This window comes from Streptomyces yokosukanensis (assembly GCF_001514035.1).
GTDB classification, from domain to species: Bacteria; Actinomycetota; Actinomycetes; order Streptomycetales; family Streptomycetaceae; genus Streptomyces; species Streptomyces yokosukanensis.
Genome location: NZ_KQ948226.1, coordinates 123,548 through 146,257 on the forward strand (window position 1 = coordinate 123,548; position 22,710 = coordinate 146,257).

Annotated in this window: 22 protein-coding genes and 3 pseudogenes; 9 read left to right on the top strand and 16 right to left on the bottom strand. The window is 71.6% G+C overall.

The annotated features are described in order from the left end of the window. Positions 1-10: 10 nt before the first annotated feature. The 4 genes from AQI95_RS37190 to AQI95_RS37205 all read right to left on the bottom strand — a co-directional run bounded on the left by AQI95_RS37190 (position 11) and on the right by AQI95_RS37205 (position 3,063). Positions 11-946 (bottom strand): ABC transporter substrate-binding protein, encoded by a 936-nt coding sequence (locus tag AQI95_RS37190; RefSeq protein WP_067134753.1) that lies wholly within the window; start codon positions 944-946, stop codon positions 11-13. Next, a complete protein-coding gene (locus tag AQI95_RS37195) occupies positions 943-1,614 on the bottom strand; it encodes an ABC transporter permease (RefSeq protein ID WP_067134689.1) in 672 nt (223 codons plus the stop codon). The genes AQI95_RS37190 and AQI95_RS37195 overlap by 4 nt, the downstream gene beginning before the upstream one ends. Positions 1,615-1,663: 49 nt before the next feature. Next, entirely contained in the window at positions 1,664-2,407 is a 744-nt protein-coding gene (locus AQI95_RS37200) for an ABC transporter permease (RefSeq protein ID WP_079071781.1), read from the bottom strand. Positions 2,408-2,490: 83 nt separating this feature from the next. Beyond that, positions 2,491-3,063, bottom strand: coding sequence for a TetR/AcrR family transcriptional regulator (locus AQI95_RS37205; RefSeq protein WP_067134691.1), 573 nt, complete (start codon positions 3,061-3,063; stop codon positions 2,491-2,493). A 122-nt stretch (positions 3,064-3,185) separates the two neighbouring features. On the opposite strand from AQI95_RS37205, the gene AQI95_RS37210 reads away from it, so the two are divergent. The 7 genes from AQI95_RS37210 to AQI95_RS37240 all read left to right on the top strand — a co-directional run bounded on the left by AQI95_RS37210 (position 3,186) and on the right by AQI95_RS37240 (position 10,281). Continuing rightward, the gene (locus AQI95_RS37210; protein ID WP_067134692.1) at positions 3,186-4,043 is read left to right on the top strand and encodes an AAA family ATPase; all 858 of its coding nucleotides are present in this window, start codon (positions 3,186-3,188) and stop codon (positions 4,041-4,043) included. Next, positions 4,040-5,392 (top strand): VWA domain-containing protein, encoded by a 1,353-nt coding sequence (locus AQI95_RS37215; RefSeq protein WP_067134693.1) that lies wholly within the window; start codon positions 4,040-4,042, stop codon positions 5,390-5,392. Before AQI95_RS37210 ends, AQI95_RS37215 begins: the two co-directional genes overlap by 4 nt. Positions 5,393-5,438: 46 nt before the next feature. Further along, the gene (locus AQI95_RS37220) at positions 5,439-6,413 is read left to right on the top strand and encodes a pyridoxal-phosphate dependent enzyme (protein WP_067134696.1); all 975 of its coding nucleotides are present in this window, start codon (positions 5,439-5,441) and stop codon (positions 6,411-6,413) included. A 145-nt stretch (positions 6,414-6,558) separates the two neighbouring features. Next, positions 6,559-7,254: a type 1 glutamine amidotransferase domain-containing protein gene (locus AQI95_RS37225; protein WP_067134698.1), complete on the top strand. Its 696-nt coding sequence runs from the start codon at positions 6,559-6,561 to the stop codon at positions 7,252-7,254. A gap of 624 nt (positions 7,255-7,878) precedes the next feature. Beyond that, positions 7,879-8,568: an RNA polymerase sigma factor gene (locus AQI95_RS37230; RefSeq protein WP_067134701.1), complete on the top strand. Its 690-nt coding sequence runs from the start codon at positions 7,879-7,881 to the stop codon at positions 8,566-8,568. Continuing rightward, positions 8,565-8,906, top strand: a complete 342-nt coding sequence (locus AQI95_RS37235) for a hypothetical protein (RefSeq protein WP_067134703.1) — start codon at positions 8,565-8,567, stop codon at positions 8,904-8,906. The genes AQI95_RS37230 and AQI95_RS37235 overlap by 4 nt, the downstream gene beginning before the upstream one ends. Positions 8,907-9,315: 409 nt before the next feature. Then, entirely contained in the window at positions 9,316-10,281 is a 966-nt protein-coding gene (locus AQI95_RS37240; RefSeq protein WP_067134705.1) for a pirin family protein, read from the top strand. Positions 10,282-10,508: 227 nt separating this feature from the next. Here the strand turns inward: AQI95_RS37240 and AQI95_RS37245 are convergent, their stop codons facing one another. Together AQI95_RS37245 and AQI95_RS37250 are read right to left on the bottom strand one after the other, a co-directional pair. Then, the gene (locus AQI95_RS37245; protein WP_341849494.1) at positions 10,509-10,766 is read right to left on the bottom strand and encodes a hypothetical protein; all 258 of its coding nucleotides are present in this window, start codon (positions 10,764-10,766) and stop codon (positions 10,509-10,511) included. Between the two features lie 43 nt (positions 10,767-10,809). Continuing rightward, positions 10,810-11,426 (bottom strand): annotated as a pseudogene (locus tag AQI95_RS37250) (phytanoyl-CoA dioxygenase family protein). Between the two features lie 71 nt (positions 11,427-11,497). Here AQI95_RS37250 and AQI95_RS37255 point away from each other — a divergent pair. Further along, positions 11,498-11,737 (top strand): annotated as a pseudogene (locus AQI95_RS37255) (AraC family transcriptional regulator); the annotation flags it as partial. Between the two features lie 12 nt (positions 11,738-11,749). On the opposite strand, the pseudogene AQI95_RS45545 reads toward AQI95_RS37255, so the two are convergent. From AQI95_RS45545 to AQI95_RS37265, 3 genes and pseudogenes are all read right to left on the bottom strand, one after another. Next, positions 11,750-11,903 (bottom strand): annotated as a pseudogene (locus tag AQI95_RS45545) (GDP-mannose 4,6-dehydratase); the annotation flags it as partial. A gap of 164 nt (positions 11,904-12,067) precedes the next feature. Continuing rightward, complete coding sequence (locus AQI95_RS37260) at positions 12,068-12,538, bottom strand: RidA family protein (protein WP_067134710.1); 471 nt, start codon at positions 12,536-12,538, stop codon at positions 12,068-12,070. Positions 12,539-12,550: 12 nt separating this feature from the next. Then, positions 12,551-13,813 carry a multidrug effflux MFS transporter gene (locus tag AQI95_RS37265; RefSeq protein WP_067134711.1) on the bottom strand — a complete coding sequence of 421 codons (1,263 nt, stop codon included), beginning with the start codon at positions 13,811-13,813 and terminating at the stop codon, positions 12,551-12,553. Between the two features lie 236 nt (positions 13,814-14,049). On the opposite strand from AQI95_RS37265, the gene AQI95_RS37270 reads away from it, so the two are divergent. Further along, positions 14,050-14,844 (top strand): PhzF family phenazine biosynthesis protein, encoded by a 795-nt coding sequence (locus AQI95_RS37270; protein ID WP_067134713.1) that lies wholly within the window; start codon positions 14,050-14,052, stop codon positions 14,842-14,844. A gap of 61 nt (positions 14,845-14,905) precedes the next feature. Here the strand turns inward: AQI95_RS37270 and AQI95_RS37275 are convergent, their stop codons facing one another. The 7 genes from AQI95_RS37275 to AQI95_RS37305 all read right to left on the bottom strand — a co-directional run bounded on the left by AQI95_RS37275 (position 14,906) and on the right by AQI95_RS37305 (position 22,530). Further along, on the bottom strand, positions 14,906-15,937 hold the full coding sequence (locus tag AQI95_RS37275; protein ID WP_067134715.1) for a zinc-binding dehydrogenase: 1,032 nt from the start codon (positions 15,935-15,937) through the stop codon (positions 14,906-14,908). A gap of 69 nt (positions 15,938-16,006) precedes the next feature. Then, the gene (locus tag AQI95_RS37280; RefSeq protein WP_067134755.1) at positions 16,007-17,098 is read right to left on the bottom strand and encodes a prephenate dehydrogenase; all 1,092 of its coding nucleotides are present in this window, start codon (positions 17,096-17,098) and stop codon (positions 16,007-16,009) included. 14 nt (positions 17,099-17,112) lie between these two features. Next, the gene (locus AQI95_RS37285; RefSeq protein WP_067134717.1) at positions 17,113-18,429 is read right to left on the bottom strand and encodes an aminotransferase-like domain-containing protein; all 1,317 of its coding nucleotides are present in this window, start codon (positions 18,427-18,429) and stop codon (positions 17,113-17,115) included. After that, the gene (locus tag AQI95_RS37290; RefSeq protein ID WP_067134719.1) at positions 18,429-19,340 is read right to left on the bottom strand and encodes a phytanoyl-CoA dioxygenase family protein; all 912 of its coding nucleotides are present in this window, start codon (positions 19,338-19,340) and stop codon (positions 18,429-18,431) included. Before AQI95_RS37290 ends, AQI95_RS37285 begins: the two co-directional genes overlap by 1 nt. Then, positions 19,337-20,488 (bottom strand): alpha-hydroxy acid oxidase, encoded by a 1,152-nt coding sequence (locus tag AQI95_RS37295; RefSeq protein ID WP_079071779.1) that lies wholly within the window; start codon positions 20,486-20,488, stop codon positions 19,337-19,339. Before AQI95_RS37295 ends, AQI95_RS37290 begins: the two co-directional genes overlap by 4 nt. Next, the gene (hppD, locus tag AQI95_RS37300; protein ID WP_067134721.1) at positions 20,485-21,567 is read right to left on the bottom strand and encodes a 4-hydroxyphenylpyruvate dioxygenase; all 1,083 of its coding nucleotides are present in this window, start codon (positions 21,565-21,567) and stop codon (positions 20,485-20,487) included. The genes AQI95_RS37295 and hppD overlap by 4 nt, the downstream gene beginning before the upstream one ends. A 333-nt stretch (positions 21,568-21,900) precedes the next feature. After that, positions 21,901-22,530 carry a response regulator transcription factor gene (locus AQI95_RS37305; RefSeq protein WP_067134723.1) on the bottom strand — a complete coding sequence of 210 codons (630 nt, stop codon included), beginning with the start codon at positions 22,528-22,530 and terminating at the stop codon, positions 21,901-21,903. Between the last annotated feature and the right edge of the window lie 180 nt (positions 22,531-22,710).

Sequence of the window (22,710 nt, forward strand, 5' to 3'; positions counted from 1 at the left end):
CGGGCCCCGGTCACTTCAGCAGGCCCTTGTCCTTCAGCCAGGTCCGGGTCACGTCGGCGGGCAGCCGGCGCCAGCTGTCCACCTGCTGGTTCAGCCGCGCCAGGTCCTCGGTGGTGAGGACGTCGTTGAGCTTGCCCAACGCCTTCGCCACGCGCTCGCTGCCCGCGCGGGAGCGGTTGACGACCGGTACCACGTAGTCGGCGTTCTGCAGGTGCTTGTCGTCGGCGAGGAGCACCAGCCCGAACTGGTCCAGGGTGGCGTCGGTGGTGGTGGTCAGCACCATCTGGTCCCGGCCCTCCTGCACCGCCCGCTTGGCCTGGGTGGTGCCGACGCCCTTGGGGTCGACGCCGATGACGTCGATGCCGTACACCTTCTTCAACCCCGGTTCGCAGTACGGGCGTTGGACGCATTCGTCGCCCGCCGCGATCCGCACCCTCAGCTTCGAGGCGCCGAGGTCGCTGAGTGTTTCGAGGTGGTGCTGCCGGGCGTAGGAGGCGCTGACCGCGAAGGCGTTCTGGTCGACGGCCCGGCCGGGTGGCAGCACGGTGAGACCGCGCGGTGCGGCGAGCGCGCGCAGGGCCTTCATCGTGGCGTCGAGGTCGGGTGAGCCGACGGGTCTCGCGTCGGCGCCGTGGGTCTTGGCGTTCAGCCAGTCGGCGAAGGTGGCCGCGTACTCGGGCACGACGTCGATCTGGCCGGACTCCAGTGCCGGTTCGTACAGCTCGCGGTTGGCGACGGTGAGGATCGAGGTCTTGTAGCCGGCCTGGTTCAGCAGCTGGGCGTACATCTGGGCGAGCAGGTCGCTCTCGGTGAACCCGGCCGAGCCGATGGTGAGACGGTGGCTGTCGCCGGGCGGTGCGGTGACCTGGCCGCGGTGCTCCAGGGAGGGCCCGGTCGAGCAGGCGGTGAGGGCGAGGAGCGCGAGGGCCGGCAGGGCTCGTCTCATCGCCCGCCCCGCGCCCACACCGGTGCCAGCCGCTCGGCGATCTCGAAGACGCCCTCGACGACGAGCGCGAACACGGCGACGAGCAGGGCGCCCGCGACCACCTGGGGCGTACTGGCGAGGTTGAAGCCGGCGGTGATGATCCGGCCGAGCCCGCCGCCGCCCGCGAGCGCGGCGATGGTGGCGGTGGCGACGAGCTGGACGGCGGCGATCCGCACCCCGTTCAGGACCAGTGGCAGGGCGAGGGGCAGTTCCACGCGCAGCAGCATCTGCCGTCCGGTCATCCCCATGCCCCGGGCCGCCCGGACGACGCCGCGGTCGACCTCGCGCATGCCGACGTAGGCGTTGGTGAGCAGCGGCGGGACGGCGAACAGCACCAGGGCCACCACGGTGGGGCCTTCGCTCCAGGCGCCGACCGGGGTCAGGAGCAGCAGGACCAGGACGGCGAAGGTGGGCACGGCGCGGCCGACGTTGGAGATGTTGACGGCGAGCGCGCCGCCCTTGCCGAGGTGGCCGAGGACCAGGGCGACGGGCAATGCGATCAGGCAGCTGAGGACCAGGCAGACGACGGTGAGCACCACGTGCTGCAGCAGCCGGTGCCCGATGCCGTCGTCACCGGACCAGTGCGCGGGGTCGGTGAGCCAGTGCCAGGACGCGCCGAGCGTGTTCATGGGCACCCCGCGGCCCTCGCGCCAGGGTCTGCCCGGCGCCGGTGACCGCTCATGCCCGGCCCGCCTTCGTCTCCACGGCCGTGCCGCGCGCCCGGCCCCGCCGGGGCGGCACACGTGCGCGCCCCGCCCTGGTCCACGGCGTGATCAGCCATTGCACACCCAGCAGGAGCAGGTCGGCGGCGACGGCGATCAGCACGCACAGCACGGACGCGGTGAGCACCTGGGCCTTGAAGTAGGTGTTCATGCCCGCGTAGATGAGGTTTCCGAGGCCGCCGAAGCCGACGATCGCGCCGACCGTGACCAGGGAGACCGCGGAGACGGTGGCGATGCGCAGCCCGGCCATCGCGGCGGGCAGGGCGAGGGGCAGTTCCACGGTGAGCAGCAGGCGGATCGGGCCGTAGCCGAGGCCGCGCGCGGCCTGCCGGGTCTCCTCGGGGACGGCGCGCAGGCCCGCGAGCACGTTCCGGACGAGCAGGGTGAGCGAGTACAGCACGAGACCGGCGACGACGAGCGCGGCCGAGAGGCCGTACAGGGGCAGGAGCAGGGAGAACATCGCCAGGGACGGGATGGTGTAGAGGATCGTCGTCAGGGCGAGGACCGGGCCGGCCGCCCAGCCCCAGCGGCGGGCCAGCACCGCGAGCGGCAGGGCGATGACGAGGCCGATGAGGACCGACAGCGCGGTGAGCTGGAGGTGCTGGACGACCGCGTCGAGCAGGATCTGGCGGCGGCTGCTCAGATAAGCGCCGCAGATCCATTCGTTGCGCGCGAGGCAGTCGTCCGGGGGCGCGGTCACGGTTTCATTGGACCGGCCGCGGAAGCCGGTCGGCGCGTTGTGCTGGCCCGTACGGGGCATGGCGGCGCGCCGCTTCGGCGTGGCTACTCCATCCCGGCCGCGTCCAGCAGCGCCGTCACCGTGGTCGTGGCCAGTCCGTCGTCCAGGTGTTCCACCTGCGCGCCGGCCCGGGCGCTGGCGCCGTCGAAGACCAGCACGAGCTGGCGGGCGAGCAGGTGGGGATCCTGGGCGCCGCCGCGCTCCGCCTCGGCGCGGAAGGTCTCGGTCAGGCGCTCCTTGACCCCGCGCGCCACCACGCTCGCCGGGTGCTCGGGGTCCTTCAGCTCGACCAGGACGGCCAGGTAGGGGCAGCCGCGGTAGTCGGCGTCCGCGGCGGCCTTCGTCATCTGCTCGAAGACGTGCAGGATGCGCTCGCGCGGGGTGGCGTGCTCCGCTTCGGGGTGCGCGAGGAGGGCCTCGTACCGCGGAATCCGCTGCTCCAGGCTCGCGGCCAGCATCGCGTCCTTGCCGTCGAAGAGCTGGTACATGGACCGCTTGGAGACGCCCGCCTCCCGGCACAGCGCCTCGATGCCGACGCCGACGCCGTCACGGTAGGTGAGCCGGGCGGCGGCGCCGAGCAGCCGGTCGCGGGAGGACGCCTTGTCGGTGGTGGGCATACGGCGAGGTTACCTCGGCGCGCCCGATGGGGAAACCGATCGGTGTAATCACGTGACAGAGAGGCTGAACAAGCGCTTAGATAGGAGATCGGACATCCGCTCCCGACCCGCCGGAGGCCCCGTTGTTCACGTCCGTCGACGACGTCTCCGCCCGCCTCGCCGAGACCGGCTACCTCGCCTCGCCCGCCGTCGCCACGACCGTGTTCCTCGCCGGCCGGCTGGGAAAGCCGCTGCTGGTCGAGGGCCCCGCCGGGGTCGGCAAGACCGAGCTGGCCAAGGCGGTCGCCCAGATGGCCGGGGCCCGGCTGGTACGGCTGCAGTGCTACGAGGGCGTGGACGAGTCCCGCGCGCTGTACGAGTGGAACCACGCCAAGCAGCTGCTGCGGATCAGCGCCGGCCGCGACGAGAGCTGGGACGAGACCCGCACCGACATCTTCAGCGAGGAGTTCCTGCTTCCCCGCCCGCTGCTGACCGCCATCCGCGGCGACGAGCCGACGGTGCTGCTGATCGACGAGACGGACAAGGCCGACATCGAGATGGAGGGACTGCTGCTGGAGGTGCTCAGCGACTTCCAGATCACGGTCCCGGAGCTGGGCACGGTCACCGCGACCCGCCGCCCGTTCGTCGTCCTCACCTCCAACGCCGGCCGGGAGCTGTCCGAGGCGCTGCGCCGCCGCTGCCTGTTCCTGCACATCGGCTTCCCCGAGGAGGAACTGGAGCGGCGGATCGTCGGGCTCAAGGTGCCGGGCCTCGGCGCCGCGCTGACCGAGTCGGTGGTCCGGGTCGTCGGGGCGCTGCGCGCGATGGACCTGCGCAAGGCGCCGTCCGTCGCCGAGACCGTCGACTGGGCGCACACCCTGCTGGCGCTCGGCGCCGACACCCTGGACGAGACCGTCGTACGGGACAGCCTCGGGGTGATCCTCAAGCATCAGGACGACATCCAGAAGGCGGCGGCCAAGCTCGACCTGGACGCGCTGTGACCGCTGTCGCCGAGCGGATCACCGGGCTGGTCGGGGCGCTGCGCGCGCACGGGGTGCGGATCGGCACCGGCGAGAGCGTGGACGCCGCGCGTGCGGTGGAGGCGCTGGGGCTCGCGGACCGGGAGCGGCTGCGCGAGGGGCTGGCGGCGACGCTGCTGCACGGCGCGGGCCAGCGGGCGGTGTTCGATCCGGTCTTCGACCTGTACTTCCCGCGCGGGGTCGGCGGCCCGGACGGCGAGCGCGCCGGCCGCGAGGCGCTGCGCGAGCGGCTGGCCGAGGCCCTCGCGGCCGACGACGGCGCGCTGCTGGCCCGGTTGGCGGCGGAGGCGGTCGACGGCCTGGGCGGATACGGCAGTTCACCGGGCGCGGACGGCTGGTCGGCGTACCAGACACTGGACCGGCTGCGTCCGCAGACCCTGTTGGCGCGGGTGCGGGCGGACGTGCGGGGCCGGGACGGCGGCGGGGAGGGCTTCGCGGACCGGCTGCTGGACGACGAGATCCGGCGCCGAATCGAGGCGTTCCGGCGGATGGTCGGGACGGAGGCGCGGCGCAGGGTCGCCGAGCGGCGCGGGCGCGAGGAGATCGCCCGGCGCGGGGTCGTACCGACCGCGGACCGGGTGGACTTCCTGTTCGCGGGCCGGGACCAACTGGCCGAGCTGCGCAGGGCGGTTCAACCGCTCGCCCGGAAGCTGGCCACCCGGCTGGCCGCGCGCCGGCGCCGTGCCGCGCGCGGCACCGTCGATCTGCGCCGCACACTGCGCTCCTCGCTGTCCACGGGTGGCGTGCCGATGCGCCCGGTGCTGCGCCGACGCCGCCCGGTCCGTCCCGAACTGGTGCTGCTGTGCGACGTGTCCGGCTCGGTGTCCGGCTTCTCGGACTTCACGATGCTCCTGGTGCAGGCGCTGCACGACCAGTTCAGCAAGATCCGGGTGTTCGCCTTCGTCAACCGGTTGGACGAGGTGACCGGCCTGCTCGACCACGGGCGCGCCGACCCCGACGGGCTGAGCGCCCGGATCCGCGCCGAGGCCACGCTCACCGGCTGGCACGGCAGCAGCGACTACGGCGTCGCGCTGGGCGAGTTCGCCGAGCGCTACGGCGACGCGGTGGGCCCGCGCACGACGGTGTTCGTCCTCGGGGACGCCCGGACGAACATGAGCGACCCGAACCTGGCCGCCGTGCGCGAGGTCGCCCGGCGGGCCCGCCGCGTGTACTGGCTGAACCCCGAACCGCGCGGGCAGTGGGGCACCGGCGACTCGGCGGCGCCCGACTACGCCGGCCTGGTCGAGATGCACGAGTGCCGTACGGCCCGTCAGCTCGGCGCGCTGATCGCCCGGCTGCTGCCGGTGTGATCGACTGACCTGGAACGACCGCGACCCGCACCGAAGGACGTACGCCATGGGCTGCTCCCCCGTCTCGCTCGGCACCTTCCCCACCCCCGTCGAACCGGCGCCCAGGCTGGCCGCCGCGCTCGGGCTCGGTCCCGAGGACCTGTGGATCAAGCGGGACGACCTGACCGGTCCGGGCGGCGGCGGGAACAAGATCCGCAAGCTGGAGTGGACGGTCGGCGCGGCGCTCGCCGAGGGCGCGGACACCCTGGTGACCACGGGCGCCCCGCAGAGCAACCACGCCCGGCTGACCGCCGCCGCGGCGGCCCGGCTGGGCCTGTCCGCCGTCCTCGTGCTGCGCGGCGCCCCGGGCACCTCCCGGTCCGGGAACCTCGCGCTGGACGGGCTGTTCGGGGCGCGGCTCGCCTGGGCGGGCGACGTGGACCGGGCGGGGCTGGACGCCGCCGCGGCCGAGGTGTGCGGGCGGCTGCGGGCGGGCGGTGCCCGGCCCGCACTGATCCCGTTCGGCGGTTCGGGCGTGCCGGGCGCCCGGGGATATGTGCGCTGCGGCGAGGAACTGGACGAGCAGGTGCCCCGGTTGCGGACGGTGGTGGTCGCGCTCGGCTCGGGCGGCACCATGGCCGGACTGGTCGCAGCGCTCGGCACCGACGCGGTGCTCGGCGTCGACGTGGGCGCCCTGGCCGATCCGGCCGCCGCCGTGGTGGAGTTCGCGGCGCCGCTCACGACGCAGCAGGTCACGGCCGAGGGGCTGCGGGTGCGCCGGGACCAGGTGGGCGCCGGGTACGCGACGCTGACCGGCCCGGCGTCCGAGGCGCTGCGGCTCGCCGCCCGCGCCGAGGGGCTCGTCCTCGACCCCGTGTACACCGGCCGTGCCCTGGCCGGGCTGCGCGCGGCGGTCGCCGACGGCGACATCCGTCCGGGCGAGCGGACGGTCTTCGTCCACACCGGCGGACTGCCCGGTCTGTTCGGCCACCCGGACGCCGTCGCGTTCGCGGAGGAGGGGGCGACCGCGTTCGAGGGATGACGTCGGCGCGCGGTGCCCTCCGGCAGCTGGCGCCCCGTTCGCACACCGGGCAACCCGTACAGGCATTCGGCGTTTCACCGGTCGCCCAAGGTGCGCTTCACCTACGTTCGATGGCGGATACCCCAGCTTCCGGGAGAAGGAACCCATGTCCAAGATCCTCTTCGTGCTGACCGGTGCCGACCACTGGACGCTCGCCGACGGCACCGCGCACCCGACCGGCTTCTGGGCCGACGAGGCCGTGGTCCCGTACCGCGCCCTGAAGGCCGCCGGTCACGAGATCGTGGTCGCCACGCCGGGCGGTGTGGTGCCGCAGGTCGACCGGGCGAGCCTGGCCCCCGAGGTCAACGGCGGCCAGGAGAACGTCGAGGCGGTCGAGCGCGGTCTGCGGGAGATGACCGAACTGCGCACTCCGGTCAAGCTCGCCGAGGTGGACCTCGCCGACTTCGCCGCCGTGTTCTACCCCGGCGGGCACGGCCCGATGGAGGACCTCGCCGTGGACGCCGACTCGGGCCGGCTGCTCGTCGCGGCCCTCGACTCGGGCAAGCCGCTGGCCATCGTCTGCCATGGGCCGGCCGCGCTGCTCGCCGCGGTCCGCCCCGACGGCACGAACGCCTTCGCCGGCTACCGGGCGACCGCGTTCACCAACGTGGAGGAGGGCCAGGCCGGATTCGCCGAGCGGGCCGAGTGGCTGCTCGAGGACCGGCTGACCGAGGCGGGCGTGGACATCCGGGCGGGCGAGCCGTGGGCGGCGCACGTGGTGACCGACCGCGGCCTGATCACCGGCCAGAACCCGGCCTCCGCGGGCCCGGTCGCCGAGGCACTGCTGAAGAAGCTGGGCTGACCGGCCCGGCGGGCGCGGAAAATTCTTCGGTCGTCGCCTGCAACCTCGGGCGGGGTCGGACGTCTGTCGGGGTGGAGGCCTCCACTTCGAGCAGATGTCCGACCCCGAACGACCGAAGGAACCCATGTCCATACACCGTGCATTCCGCCCCAGCCGTGGCCGCCGGCTCCGTGCCGTCCTGGGGGTCTCCGCCGTGGGCGCGGCCCTGGCGCTCGCCGGCACCATGACCGCCGAGGCGGCCCAGAGCGGCAGCCACGCGACCCCGTCACCCGTCCCCTCGCCGGTCCGTACGGCGACCCCGTCACCCGTCCCCTCGCCCGTTCGTACGGCGACCCCGTCACCCGTGCCTGCCACCCCGCGGCCCGTGCCGGCCACACCGGTGCCGGTACCTGCCCCGACGCGTGCGACACCGAGCCCCGTACCGTCGACGCCCGCGCACGCGGCCCCGCAGCCCGCACCCGCACCGGCGCGGGCCGGGCATCTCGCGCACCACGGTCCCGCCACGCCCGCGCCGGTTCCGGTTCCGCGGCACGGCTGAGCAGCACCACCCGGCACCACCCCCGAGTCAGGGGTCGGAAGCGGGCCGTCGCTCGGCGACGCCCCGCTTCCGGCTCCGGGAGACCCATGACGACAGCACCACCACCGGCGGCGGCCCTGCCCTGGGGCCGGGTGGCCGGCAGCGAGCGGCGCCCCGCGCCCTGGCGGCGCGTCACCCGCGCGCTGCGCACCCGTGTCCTCGCCCGTGCCCGCACGCACAGCTCCCCCGATCCGGCCGCTCCCGGTGCCGGCGCCGGGTCCGGCGCGGTCGCCCTCACGGCACCCGAACAGCCGCCCCGGATCGAGGAGTTGTACCACCACCGCCGGCTCTCGCTGGTCCGGCTGGCGGTGCTGCTGGTGGACGACCTGCCCACGGCCGAGGACGTCGTCCAGGACGCCTTCACCGCGCTCTGGCGCCGCCACGGTCACCGGCTCGACTCGCTCGACGACCCGGAGGCGTATCTGCGGACCAGCGTGGTCAACGGGGCCCGCTCGGTGCTGCGCCGGCGAAGGACCGTACGGGCGCACACCCCCGCGCCCGAGCAGCACGCGCCCGCCCCGGAGGAGGACGTGCTGCTGCACGAGGACCATCGGGAGGTGCTGGCGGCGTTGCGCACACTGACCCGGCGGCAGCGGGAGGTGCTGGTGCTGCGCTACTGGTCGCATCTGAGCGAGGCCGAGATCGCCGAGACGCTCGGTCTGTCGCGCGGTGCCGTCAAGTCCACGGCCAGCCGGGCCCTGGACGCGCTCGGCCGACGTCTGGAAGGACTGCGATGAACGGGTCCGGCACGGGGATCGAAGAAGCGCTGCTGGAAGAGCGGCTGCGAGCCGCGCTGGCCGCCCGGGCGCACTCCGTCGGGCCCGCCGACCTGCGGCCCCTGCGCCCGCCGACGGAAGCGGCACGGCCCCGGCGGCTGGTGCTGCGCCGGGCCGTGGTCGGCGTGCTCGCCCTGGCCGCGGTGGCCGCGCTGGTGTTCTTCACGGTGCGCGGCCGCCCGGACCGACCGGCCGAGCCGGCCCGTCCCCCGCGCCCGACGATCGGCACGCCGACCCCGGTGCCGAGCGCGGTGCCGTCGTCCACGGCGGAGCCGTCCCCGTACGCGCCGCAGCCCTGAGCCGGCCGTTTCCCGAGGGGGCGGGCGGGCCCGAACCACGCGCCCGGGTGGGTGAGTTCGACGTCGTGGTGGCCGACATCCGCGCAGGTCCGAGAAGGCGTACGCCCGGTCGCCGCCGAGCGGTCCGGCCGCCCCTCGAACGGTGCCGCGCACCCGGGCGCCGGGCCGCAGTTCGAGGTGGGTGCCGACGGCGACGGTGATGGCCTGCGGGCGGCGGCGATGAGGACGTACGTCCCGGTATCGGCGCCGGAGCCGTCGGCCATGACCACCTTGACTCCGTCCTCCGAGGGCAGCCGTGTCGTGCCGAAGGCCGTGGTCCCCGCATGTACGTCGGTTGATTGACCTACCCGAGGAAAATCGGCGTTTCCGCACTCACCGGTAGCCTGTCCGCCCCGCTAAGTTGGGCGCCATGAGCAACCTAGACCGCGCGCCCGTGCCCAGTGTCTGCGGCGGCCGCGGATTCGTCGTGGCCGAGCCCGTCCGCGAACTGCTGAGCCCCCGCCAGGTGAAGCTGGGCGAGTCGACCGAGGTGCGCCGGCTGCTGCCCAACCTCGGCCGTCGCATGATCGGCGCGTGGGCCTTCGTCGACCACTACGGCCCGGACGACATCGCCGACGAGCCCGGCATGCAGGTCCCGCCGCATCCGCACATCGGGCTGCAGACGGTCAGCTGGCTGCACGAGGGCGAGGTGCTGCACCGCGACTCGACCGGCAGCCTGCAGACGATCGGTCCCAGGCAACTCGGCCTGATGACCTCCGGTCGCGCGATCAGCCACTCCGAGGAGAGCCCGCGTCCGCACGCGCGCCTGCTGCACGGCGCCCAGCTGTGGGTCGCGCTGCCCGACGAACACCGCCACACCGACCCGATGTTCGAGTACCACCCGGACCTGCCCACGGTCACCGCGCCCGGCCTGACGGCCACGGTGATCCTCGGCGACCTCGACGGCTCCGCCTCACCCGGTACGACGTTCACCCCGATCGTCGGCGCCGACCTGGCCCTGACCCGGGGCGCCGACGTACGGCTGCCGCTGGAGCCCGACTTCGAGTACGGCGTACTGGCCATGTCGGGCGAGGTCCGTGTGGACGGTGTACCCGTACTGCCCGGCTCGATGCTCTACCTCGGCTGCGGACGGTCCGAACTGCCGCTGCGCGCCGAGTCGGACGCCGGGATCATGCTGCTGGGCGGCGAGCCGTTCGCCGAGGAGCTGATCATGTGGTGGAACTTCGTCGGACGCACCCAGGCCGAGATCGAGCAGGCCCGGAAGGACTGGATGAGCGGGTCGAGATTTGGGGAAGTGAAGGGGTACGACGGGGATCCGCTGCCTGCGCCGGAGCTGCCGGCGGTGCCGCTCAAGGCGCGGGGTCGGGCGCGCTGAACTGGCTTGCCCTGTAGGGCGGGTGGGATGGATGCCGCTGTGCCCAAGCCTTGTCCGGAAGAGTTGCGCGAGGATGTCGACCCGCAGCTACCACCGGCCGTTCTGGCGTTGCCCTCTGTGGCCTGGTGGGCCCGCGGCATCGTCGCCCAGGAGCGCGCGGTGCGTGGATGGCTGACACCCCCGAAGACCCGGCCGGTCCGGCCACGAACCGTCCGGCGCGGGAGCCGTCAGACGTTCTGGAGGTCGACGAACTTCTCGAAGAAGAACTCGTGTTTCAGAAACGACACGTCGTACTCGTGCCCCGGATACGGCGGGATCAGCTGGGACGCCTGGATCAGGCGCCAGCCGTCGCGCAGGGCGGCCACGCCCGTCGCGTAGGGAGGTTCGTCGCTGTCGCCCGTGGTGGGGCATGTGCGGCCGGTACCGTCGTAGAGTGCCCAGCCGATGACGTCGGAGTCCAGTGCGGACGTGCCCAGGTACAGCACCAGAAGTTGCTGGCGGTCGGGGTGGGGGCGGGGTTGATCGCGGTCATGCGGGCACCTCCTGCGGTCGGTTCGAGACGCGGGTGACCCAGTGGTCCAGGTCGAAGTCCGCGTCGCCGGTCAGCGCCCGCCACAGCAGGACGCGGTTGTACAGCTCCAGACGGCCGGTCGCCGGCTCGTACCAGGGGAAGACGGTGTTCAGTTCCGACGCCACGCCCGGTTCCGCCAGGTCAGATGGCTGCCGGGCACGCTCAGTGTGCCGCCCATCTCCAGCGTCACATCCTGCGGGTAGTACATGAACTGCACGTCGAACGCGTCGGTCCGTGCGTCGATGATCGCGTCCGCGTGCAGCGGCTGTGCCCGGCCCTCGTGCGGCTCCCGGACGTGTACGAAGTGGTGGTCGATGTTCGGATCGGGGCCGACGAGACTGTGCAACGCGCCCGCGACCTCGGGCAGGTCGACGAGCCGGCGCATGAAGGAACCCTCGGGACAGGCCTTGGTGACCGGCGTGCCGTACGGCACCGCAGGAATGCCTGCGCCGAACACCTCCATGGCCTCGGTGTTCAACTCCGAAGGCACCACGGCGTCCAGGCGCAGAGATCCGTGGGCGACGAAGTGCGCCATCCGCACCGAGCTGAGCAGATGCTCTCTGGTTGTCGTCATGTGCACCACGCTAGGGAAGGCATCGCGTCCGGCGCGTGGGCCCGGCTCACCACCGCTGGTAGATTTTCACCGTGCTTGAGGCCGTGGTGTGCCTGGACGAGCCGCCGGTCGTGGCGAACGTCGGTGTCGGCATCCACGGCCCGGCCGGGCACACCGACGTCTTCCGCCTGCCCGACCTGTGGCAGCTGCACCTGTACCGGTACGAGACCGACCTCACCGTCGACGGCACGCCCCACATCATCCGACCCGGCCGGGTCAGCCTCGTACCGCCCGCGACGACCGTCCGGTACCGCTACCGGGGCCGCTCCGAGCCACCGGCGAATCCCCCAGTCGCGTACGGCGTCTAGGTTGCCGAGGCTGAGCTTGTCCTACAAGCCCGAGCTTGATCTGCGCGACCGCCAGGGAGATCTTCCGAGTGACGAACTCGGCGCCCCGCCGCGGGGACTCATGGTTGAACAGGATCCCGGAGACCGCGCACCCCTGTGCCGCTTCCCGAGGAAGGGGTGGTGTCGAGTTGCCGTACTTCTACTGCCTGGTTCCACAAGCAGCGCTGAGCAACGTCGAGTCGGACAGCGTGCGACCCGCTACCTACGCCGCGGGCCCTCTCTGGGCCCGCGGCGTAGGTAGCGGGTCTGAGGCGGTCAGGGAGCGATGCGTACGACGGCCTCGATTTCGACCGCGATACCGAACGGCAAGCTGATCATTCCGACAGCGGATCGGGCGTGAGAGCCACGTTCGGGGCCGAAGACGTCGACGAGGAGATCGGAGGCGCCTTCCGCGACCACGTGCTGTTCCTGGAACTCGGGGGCGGACTGCACCATGACCAGAAGTTTGACGAACTCCCGTATCCGGTCCAGGTCACCGAGTTCGGCCTGGAGGGCCGAGAGGATGTTCAACGTGACCAGGCGGGCAGCTTCCTTGCCCTCGTCCACGGTGAAGTCCGCCCCGAGACGACCCCGGTACTTCACCGATCCGTCCGGGTTGAGGGGTCCGTGGCCGGATACGAAGACGAGTTCGCCAACCGTCTTCGTCGGCACATAGTTCGCCAGCTTCGGCAGCAGAGGTGGAAGCGTCAGCCCCAGTTCTTGCAGACGGCGGGAGACCTGGCCCATCGGTGTTTCTCCTCATTCTTCGTTCGGAGTTGCGGATGCCCCGGGTGCGACAGGTGTCGTCGCCCGCGGCACGCCGGACGCGGTGGCGGAACGGTTTGCGACAGCCCGCAGGCTGTGGAACGCGGTGATGCCGATCAGCGCGAAGACGGCCACCAGAATCGCGAACGACCGGGTGTCGGACGGGATTCTGCTCACCAGAAGCGACGACAGGCTGCCGCCGGCCATCTGCACCGCCCCCAGCAGGCCGGAGGCCGCTCCCGCCATCGTGGGGAACGAGGTCACCCCGCCGGTCACGGACATCGGGAAGAGAAAGCCGTTGCCTATGGTCACGACGGTCATGAGGATCAGCAACGGCCAGGGGGTGTGCGGACCGGTCAGCCCCACGGCGAGCAGGAGCAGCGCACCGCTGGAGAAGATCAGATGGCCCCGGGCCAGCAACCGGTCGATCGAGTGCCGTGTGACCAGGCGGCGCGATATGAGGTTTCCCGAGATGTAGGCGGCAGCGATGCTGATGTAGCAGTATCCGTTGACCTCGGTGCTCATGCCCAGACGCTGGAAGATCACCGGGGAGGCGACCAGATAGCCGGTGTACACCGCGTACCCCACGCCGAGGTTGAGCCCGTAGCCCCAGAACTTGGGGCTCAGCAGCAGCTTCCGATAGTTCCCCACCGTCGTACGCAGCCGCGGTGCGCGCCGTTGCCGGGGCAGCGACTCGGGCACTTTGAGGACCACGGCGAGGACGGTGACCAGTGCGATCGCTGCCGTCAGGAAGAAGGGGGCGCGCCATGACAGGTACGTGGTCAGATAACCGCCCATGAGCGGTGAGACGGCCGGCGATGCGCCGACCACCGGCATGATCGTGGTGAAGACCCGGGCCGCGGTCTGCTGCCCGTACAGATCGCCGACGATGGCCCGGGCCAGTACGAGGCCCGCGCCCGCGCCCAGCGCCTGGAGCAGCCGGGCCGCGGCGAAGACCGCGATGTTCGGCGACAGCGCGCAGGCCAGCGAGGCCGCGGCGTAGAGCGAGAAGCCACCGATGACAAGGCGGCGCCGACCGACGGCGTCGGACCAGGGTCCGTAGAGCAGCTGAGCCACCAGGAGCCCCACGAGGTAGGGGCTGAACGTCGCTTGGACAGAGGAGACGGAGCTGCCGAGGGCGTGGGCGGTCTGGTGCAGTCCGGGGAGGTTGATGTCCGAGGACATCAGTCCGCCGACACTCAGGGAGATGAGCACCGCGAGCAGTAACGGCGGGACCTTGGCTTCCGTTGTTTGCATGCCTGCCCTTCCGGACGTGGGTGCGCCCTGCACCCGCCGCCGCTGCGACGGGCATGTGGTGATTGCCAGCGGTACGCCGAGCGATCGCTCATGAATGCTAGTGATCGGTCGGGTACTGACACAGCCTCCTCTCGGACCGTTCCCCCCTCCCCATTGGGCTCCCGACAGTGGTCCGAAGAGCGCCGATCACGCGCCTTCTTCCGCCAGGTCACCCAGCTGTCCGTAGCCTCGGGAGCATGCGCGCCTTCATCGTCGATGCGTTCACCGACCGGCCGTTCGCCGGCAACCCCGCCGGTGTGTGCTTGCTGGACACGCCGGCCGACGCGGCCTGGATGCAGCAGGTGGCCGCCGAATTCAACCTGTCGGAAACCGCGTTCGTGCACCCGGTCGGGGAAGACACCTACGGACTGCGGTGGTTCACGCCGACCGTGGAGGTCGATCTGTGCGGCCACGCCACCTTGGCCACCGCGCACGTCCTCTACACGGCGCACGGCGCGGCCCGCGACTCGACCCTCCGGTTCGAGACCCTGAGCGGAGTGCTGGCCGCCCGCCCGCAGGGACACCGTGGCATCACCCTGGACTTCCCCGCGGATCCGCCCACCACCGCCCCCGTGCCGCAGCGGCTCGCCAAGGTGCTGGGCGCCGAGCCGGTGTGGACCGGCCGGGCGAGCCACGATCTCGTCGTGGAACTGCCGGACGCGGCGGCGGTGGGCGATCTGTCCCCGGACATCGCCGCGCTGGCGGAGTTCAGCGGTCGGGCGGTCATCGTGACCGCCGGCGGACCCGGCGGCGCCGACCACGACTTCGTCTCCCGGGTCTTCGCACCCGCCGCCGGCATCCCCGAGGACCCCGTCACCGGCGCCGCCCACTGCGTCCTCGCGCCCCACTGGGCCGGGCGGCTGGGCCGCACCGAACTCATCGGGGTGCAACTGTCCCCACGGGGCGGGCGGGTGGGGGTCACCCTGCACGGTGACCGGGTCGCCCTGCTGGGGCAGGCGGTGACCGTGCTCGAAGGCGAGCTGAGGCCGTGATGCGTGCGGGATGCCGTGAGCGTGGTCGGGCCACCGGGCTCGACCACGCTCACGGCGGGGCTCAGGGGCGGATCAGGACCTTGAGGGCCTCGCGCTCCGCCATGGCCTTGTAGCCGTCCGGGATGCCGTCGACCTCCACGGTGCGGTCGAAGACCGCGGAGGCGTCGAGCCGTCCGGACAGCACGTCGGGCAGGAGCACCGGCACATAGGCGCGCGCCGGGGTGACACCGCCGGCGAGGGTGACGTTGCGGCGGTAGAACCGTCGTACGTCGACGCCTTCGCCGTCCTGGGGCACTCCCACGTAGCCGACCGCGCCACCGGGACGGGCCATGTCCAGTGCGTCGCGCAGCGCCGCGCCGGTCCCGACGCACTCCAGCACGGCATGCGCGCCGTGCCCGCCGGTCAGCGCCCGGACCCGCTCGACGGCGTCCGCGCCGCGCTCCGGCACCACCTCGACCGCACCGTAGCGGCGCGCCAGGTCCGTACGCCGGGCATGCCGTCCCAGGATGACGATGCGCTCCGCGCCCAGCCGGGCGGAGGCCAGAACCGCACACAGCCCGACCGCGCCGTCACCGACCACGACGACGGTGGCGCCTGGTCCCACTCCCGCAGCCCTGGCGGCGTGGTGCCCCGTGCACAGCACGTCGGACAGCGCCAGCACCGCCGGCAGCCGTGGATCCGCCGGCTCCAGCGGGAGCGGTACCAGCGTGCCGTCCGCCTGCGGCACCCGCACCGCCTCGCCCTGACCGCCGTCCAGCTCCCCGCCCCAGAACCCGCCGTTCAGACACGAGGAGTGCAGCCCCGCACGGCAGAACTCGCAGGTCCCGTCGGACCACTTGAACGGTGCGAGCACCAGGTCGCCGCGCCGCACGGAGGTGACCTGTGCCCCGACCTCCTCGACCACGCCGATGAATTCGTGCCCGACCCTGACGCCGTCCGGTGTCGGCTGGAGCTTCTGGTAGCGCCAGAGGTCGCTGCCGCAGATGGCGGCGTGGGTGACCCGCACCACGGCATCGGTCTGCTGAGCAATCCGGGCATCGGGCACCTCCTTCACCTGGACGTCTCCTGCCCCGAACATCACTGCTGCCCGCACGGTCGTACTCCTCCGAAATCGCTCGCCAAGGCCGGTCGGCCCGATATCGCTCAGGTGCCGCCTGCGAAGCTACGCGTGGATGAGCCAGCCGTGGCGCCGGAGTCCGGCCGTGAGCGCGTCGGCCGACCCGCCCGCCACCAAGAGCTCCACGAGCCCGGTGTTCCCGTCCGTCGCATGGTCCAGACGGATGTCCTCGATGTTGACTCCCGTACCCGAAGCGTCCGCCAGCACCCGGGCCAGCTCACCCGCCCGGTCGCGCAGGACGACCCGAACTGATGAGTACGTTACGGGAGTTCCGCCGTGTTTGCCGGGGATCCTGGCATGTCCCGCGTTGCCGCGCGCGAGCAGCTTGGCCAGCTCCGTCGCGGCCGGATGGGACCGTGCCGTGACGGCGTCCACCGAAGCCAGCGCGCGCAGTGCGCGGAGCACCTCCGCCAGGTCGTCGGCGACATCGCCCAGGACCTCCGCCACAGCCGGCGCGTTGGTCGCCAGGATGTCCGTCCACAGGGCGGCGTCGCCCGCGGCGATGCGGGTGACGTCCCTCAGCCCCTGGCCGGCGAGCCGGACCGAGAGCTCCGCGCCGTCCTGCAACCGTGCGGCCATCAGACTGGCCAGCAGGTGCGGGACGTGGGAGACGAGCGCGACGGCGTGGTCGTGGTCCTCGGGACTGAGCACGACCGGCACACCGCCACACAGTCTGACCAGTTCCAGGGCACGGCCCAGCGCGACCTGTTCGGTCGCCGGGCCGGGTGTCAGCACCCAGGGCCGGCCACCGAAGAGGTCCGCCCGCCCGGCCAGCGGCCCCGAGCGTTCCCGCCCCGCCAGGGGATGGCCACCGACGAAGGAGGCCAGATCGCAACCGCGGGCCTCCATGTCGGCCTGCGGCGGGCTCTTCACACTTGCCACATCGGTGTAGGTCCGGGCGAGCCGGCCTTTCTGGTGCTCCTCCAGAACGGCCGCAACGCTCCCCGGCGGCACCGCCAGCACGGCCAGATCCACGGGGGCGTCGGGCATCCTCGCCGTGCCGGCACCGAGCGCGGCGGCGGTGCGGGCCACGGAGCGGTCCCTGTCGATCAAATAGGTGGTGACGCCCCGCTCCGCCAGCGCGAGGGCCACGGAGGTACCGATGAGGCCGGTGCCGACGACGGCGGCCGTGCGCAGCTCTGTCACGGCCATCAGCTGCCCCGGATGATCCGCTGTGTGACGTGCGCCGCGAGGCGCCGTACTCCCTCATCGATCTCATCGGGCGTCAGATAGCTGGCGGACAGCCGGATCTGCCGCTCGCCGCCGCTTCGCAGATGGAAGTAGCTCATCGGTGTCCAGATCACACCGTGATCGCGGGCCGACTCCTCCAGAAACTCGTTGTCGGCGGCGATCGGCAGGGTCACCACGAGGAAGAACCCGCCGTCGGGTACGTTCCACCGCACCTGCCACCGGTCCTGGGGCAGATGCCGCGCGAGCGCCTCCAGCAGTGCGTTCATGTTGCCGCGGTAGAAGTCGATGAGGTCCTTGTCGGCTTCCCGTAGCCGGCAGCCGTGCGCGACGAGCATCCCGCCGACCACGGCCTGGGCGAGTGCAGGTGTGTTGACCGTGACCATGCTCTTGATCTTCGACAGCTCTTCCGCGAGGACCGTGCGTGCGCCGCTGCCGACGACGACCGGCTGGTCCGCGATGACATAGCCGACCCTGGCGCCGGGGAAGCAGGTCTTGGCGAACGAACCGAAGTAGATCACCCGGTGTCGGGTGTCGAGCGATTTCAGGGTGGGCCGGTGCTCCCCGGTGCTGCTGAAGAACCCGTACGGGTTGTCCTCCAGCAGCAGAAGGTCCTCCTCGGCGGCGAGGTCGAGGAGCTGAAGCCGCCGGTCGAGGGACATCGACGCGCCGGAGGGGTTGGCGAAGTCCGGGATCACATAGACGGCGCGCGGTCGCTTGCCCCGGGCACGCACCTCCCGGATCACCGCGCGCAGTGCGTCGAGGTCCAGGCCCGCGTCGTCCTCGGGTACCGGCACTGTCTCGGCGTCCAGCAGCCGCGCCGCGCCGGTGATGCCGACGTACCCCGGGTCGGTCACCAGCAGTACGTCGTCCGGTCCGGCGATGAGCGCCCGGAGCACGAGGAGCATCGCCTCCTGGCAGCCGACGGTGACGACGATGTGCGACGGATCGGCGTGGATGCCCTCGTCATTGGCGATCGTCCGGGCGACCAGCTCGTTGATCTGGCCGTTGGTCCGGCCGTACTGGAAGAGCGCGGTGCGGATCTCCCCGGGCGTGCGGCCGAGGTCCGCCTCCAGGTGCCGGGTGTAAGCCGTGAGGTAGTCGCCGATCCGGTCCACCTCGAAGAACCCGTCGTAGGGGCGGCCCGGACCGAATGAGATCGCCTCGGGGTGACGCAGCGTCACCTCGTTGAGGAAGTTCATCACGTCGAGCAGCGGGTCCGACAGCGAGGAGTGGAGCTCGGCCGACGTGAGTTCGGCATCCGGTCCGGACCGCGGCATTACGGCTGCTCCTGCCAGAGCACCGGGCAGAAGTCCGGGTCCGAGTAGTCGGGGTTGCCGTCGGCCGTCTTCCGCACCAGGACGTCGTTGTTGTAGACGACCTGATCGCCCGTGGAGATCCTGAACGGCCGCCACTGGTTCGCCCGGTCCTGCAGGTGGAAGGAGATCGCGCGCCGCGGACGGTTGCTGCGGTTCAGTCCGCTGCCGTGGTACGTGCGGCAGTGGTGGAAGCTGATGTGCCCCTTCGGTATGACGATGGGCACCTTGCGGACCGTCTCGTTGTTGTAGGCGGCGTTCTCCTCCAGCATCTGGTCCAGCTCCGACCGGTCACGTTCGGCGAAGTGCTTGGTGGTCGTGTCGTCGCCGCCGATCTCCTTCCAGCGGTGGCTGCCGTCGACCATGGTGATGGTGCCCATCTCCTCGTCACAGTCGTGGAAGGGGATGAAGGCGGTCAGCATCTCGTCGGAGGTGCAGGTCTGCCAGTAGTGCCGGTCGAAGTGCCAGGGCACGATGTTGCCCTCGTCCTCGGGGCGCGGCGGCTTGTGGATGAGGGTGCTGTTCCACAGCCGTATCTGCGCGGTGCGGGCGATCCGCGCGGCGACCGCGCCGATGATCGGCTTGGACAGGATGCGGCGGACGGTGTCGTCCTCGTAGAAGACGTAGTCGTTGTGCCGGTGCACGTCGCCGCGGGACGGTTCCCAGTAGGCCAGGCGCGGCGGCCGGACCGGGAGGGTGCGGTCGCGGTGGCCGGCGTAGAAGCGGTCGGCCGCGGCGTCGAGAGCATCGACCTCCTCGTCGGTCAGCAGCTTCTTCGACAGGTACCAGCCGTGCTCCTGGTAGGACTCCACCTCCTCCTCCGAGGGCAGCAACGTGCGGTCTTCCTCGCTGAGATGGAATGCGGATGCGTTCATCGCCGTCCTTCCGGAGGGTCGTCGTGTGCGTCGTTCCGTGCGGCTGCGGCCCGCTCGCAGTCCAGTCGTTCCGGGGTGAGGGACGCGAGGGACGGGCAGCCGGACAGCGCCATGGCGTCCTCCAGCTCGTCTCGCAGCAGTGTGAGCACATGGCGTGCGCCGGCTTCTCCGTTGGCCGCCAGTCCCCACAGCACGGGTCGGCCGAGGAAGACGGCCTGAGCGCCCAGAGCCAGCGCCTTCAGTACGTCGGTCCCGCTGCGGACCCCGCCGTCGAGGAACACCGGGCAGCGGCCGGCGACCGCCCGCACCACGTCCGGCAGCGCGTCCATGGTGGCCGCGGCCCCGTCGAGTTGGCGTCCGCCGTGGTTGGACACCACCAGCCCGTCGATGCCTTGCTCAGCGGCGCGCGCCGCGTCCTCGGCGGTGAGGACGCCCTTGAGGACGAGCGGCAGCCGGGTACGGGACCGCAGCCAGTCCAGGTCCGACCAGCTCAGCGACGGGTCGATGAACGCGTCGGCATGCCTCGACAGGGCCGAGCTGCCGTCCTTGCGTTCATGCAGGAACCCGGTGACCTCGCCGTCGAGGTTGGGCGCCGTGATGTGGGGGGGCAGGTGGAAGCCGTGGCGCGCCTCGCGCAGCCGCCGGCCGAGCCGCGGTGTGTCCACGGTCAGCACCAGCGCCCGGAACCCGGCGTCCTCGGCCCGTCGTACCACCCGCTCCAGTACGTCGCGCCGGTGCAGCCAGTAGAGCTGCAACCACAGGGGGCCGGTGGCGTGCGCGGCGATGTCCTCGAAGGTCCGGCTGGCGAAGATGCCGACCACTGTGGGCACCCGCAGCTCACCGGCCGCCTCCACGGTCGCCAACTCGCCTTCTTCACAGGCGAGTTCGTGGTAGGCCATGGGGGCGACACCGAGGGGTGCCCCGACCGGATCACCCAGGATCGTCGTCGACAGATCACAGCGGGAGACGTCGTTCAGCACCCGCGGGCGGATCCGGACCCGGCGGAACGCCGCGAGATTGCCCTCGACGGTGCTCTCCGTACCGGCCCCGCCGTCGAAGTAGTGCCATGTCGCGCCGGGCAGCCGCGCCTGAGCGAGCCGAGCGTACTCCTCGACCGTCAGCGGCCGGCCGAGGGCGGTGTCGGTCATCGAGCGCCTGCGTCGGCGACCGCCTGGGCTCGCTCGACCGCCTCGTAGAGCCCCTTGATGTTGCCGCTCCCGAAGGTCTGTGCCCCGCGCCGCTCGATGAGTTCGAGGAAGAACGTCCCCCGGGCGTGCGGCGAGCGGGTGAAGATCTGGTACAGCAGGCCCCAGTCGTCACGGTCGGCGAGCACGCACAGCTCGCGCAGCACGTCCAGATCGCCGCCGAGCGAGCCCACCCGGCCCTCTACCGCGTCGTAGTACGTGGCGGGGGTGTGCAGGAACTCGACGCCCTGGGAGGAGAGTTTCGGTACCGCACCGGCGATCACCGAGGTGCCGAATGCCAGGTGCTGGACTCCGGCCCCACCATGCGCGTCGAGGAACGCATCTATCTGGCCCGGCTTACGCCGTACGTCGGGCTCCAGGAAGGTGAAAGTGACGGCGCCGGACGAGCTGCGCACCACCTTGGATTCCATTGCCTGGTCGCCGACCTCGATGAACTCTTCGAATGCCTCGTTGAAGCCCAGCGCCTTCTCGTAGAAGGCCACCGTCTTCTCGAGTTCGCCGGCGGGAAGGCAGACCGCGAAATGGTCCAGGGAATGAAGGAGTTGCTGATCGGCGGGCGGGTTGCCTGCGGTGTCCACCCGGCGCAGGTGGGGGCCGGGCAGTTGCTCGGCGCTCTCGTACTGCACGAAGGAGTGGACGGTGTCGCCGAACGCCGTGACGGCGGCGGAGATGACGGTGCCGTCCGGCTGCTCGACCGGGTGCGGGCCGGCGACCTGCTCGGCGCCGTGCTCGACCGCCCTGCGGAACGCCCGCTCGGCGTCCTGCGTCCGCAGCGCGATGTTCGCCACACCGTCTCCGTGGCGCGCCACGTACCGGGCGGCCGGACCGTCCGGCGTCAGGTCGGACGTCATGAGGAGGCGGATGTCGCCCTGGGCGAGGAGAATCGACCGGCGGTCCTGCTGACCGGTCTCCGGACCGCCTTCGGCTATCGTGCGGAATCCGAATGCGGTGCGGTAGTAGTAGGCGGCCTGCCGGGCGTCCCCGACATAGAATTCGACATGGCTGATGGTGAAATCGCTCACGAAATCCCCGCTTTGATGATGGCGAGCGGACGCCCGCCGCCGTTCCGTTGACTGGGCGGCAGAGCGGCTCGAAAGAGCGCAACAAACGTAACCGCCCGCCGACACCTGACAGAACACACCTTCGGAGACTGGAGATACCTCGAAGGTGCCCGCGACATACTCCGATGGTCGCCCGTCGGATGTCCCTTTCAGCTAAGGGCCGTCCCGTGGAAGCGGCTCGGCGTTCCGCTGACCGCCGAGTCCTGTGCCGGACGAGGTAGGACTACACGCCGCCGCGGACAACTCCGCCCAACGATATGAGTGACACCCAGACCTGACATGGCGGGACAACTCTCAGCGGAAGATCCCGTGTTGGTAGGCGTACAGGCCGGCGCGCAGCCGGTCGGGCTGGCCGATCTTGCGCATGGCCTGGGTCAGATGCTTCTTCACGGTTGCCTCGGCCAGAAACAACTCCGTGGCGATCTCGGAGTTGTTCAGCCCGCGGGCGAGCCCGCCCAGCACCGCGCGTTCCCGCTCGGTCAGACGTACCTCGGCCGGGCTGGGCCCGTCGATCACCAGCATCTGCTCCACCTGCTGGACCTTGGGGGCCGGCAGGAACACCGCGCCGCCCATGGCGACGGTCATCACCGCCCGGATGATCTGCTCCTCGTCCATCGCGGGATCGATACAGCCGTGCACACCACCGGTGAGGACCTGGGACACCTCCACGCTGGTCTCGGCGGGGTGCAGCAGGATGGCCTTCGCCCCCGGTGCGCCGTTCACCGACACCAGCTGCTGCGCGGCGGCCGCGTCCGCGACGAGGCTCTCCCGCGTGCCGACGAGGACGACCTCCGGCTGGTCCTGACGGGTCGCCTCCATGGCCTGCTCCGGATCGCCGTAGCTACTGACCACGCGCAGCTCCGGCGTCGAGGTCAGTATCGAACGGAGACCGGCCCGGGTCACCGACTGTTCGGCCACCAACATGACGCGAACCGCGTCACGCCCGGACGGCTCCCCCGAGGCACATGGCCTCGCTACCGACCCGTATCCGCGCCCACCGTGTCCCGCCTGCTCTAACGCCCCTTGCCTCAGCACGCAAACCCCCGTCTCGACCTAAAGCGCCTCTTGCCTGATATTGATGTCGCTGAGCCCGTCATCGGTTCA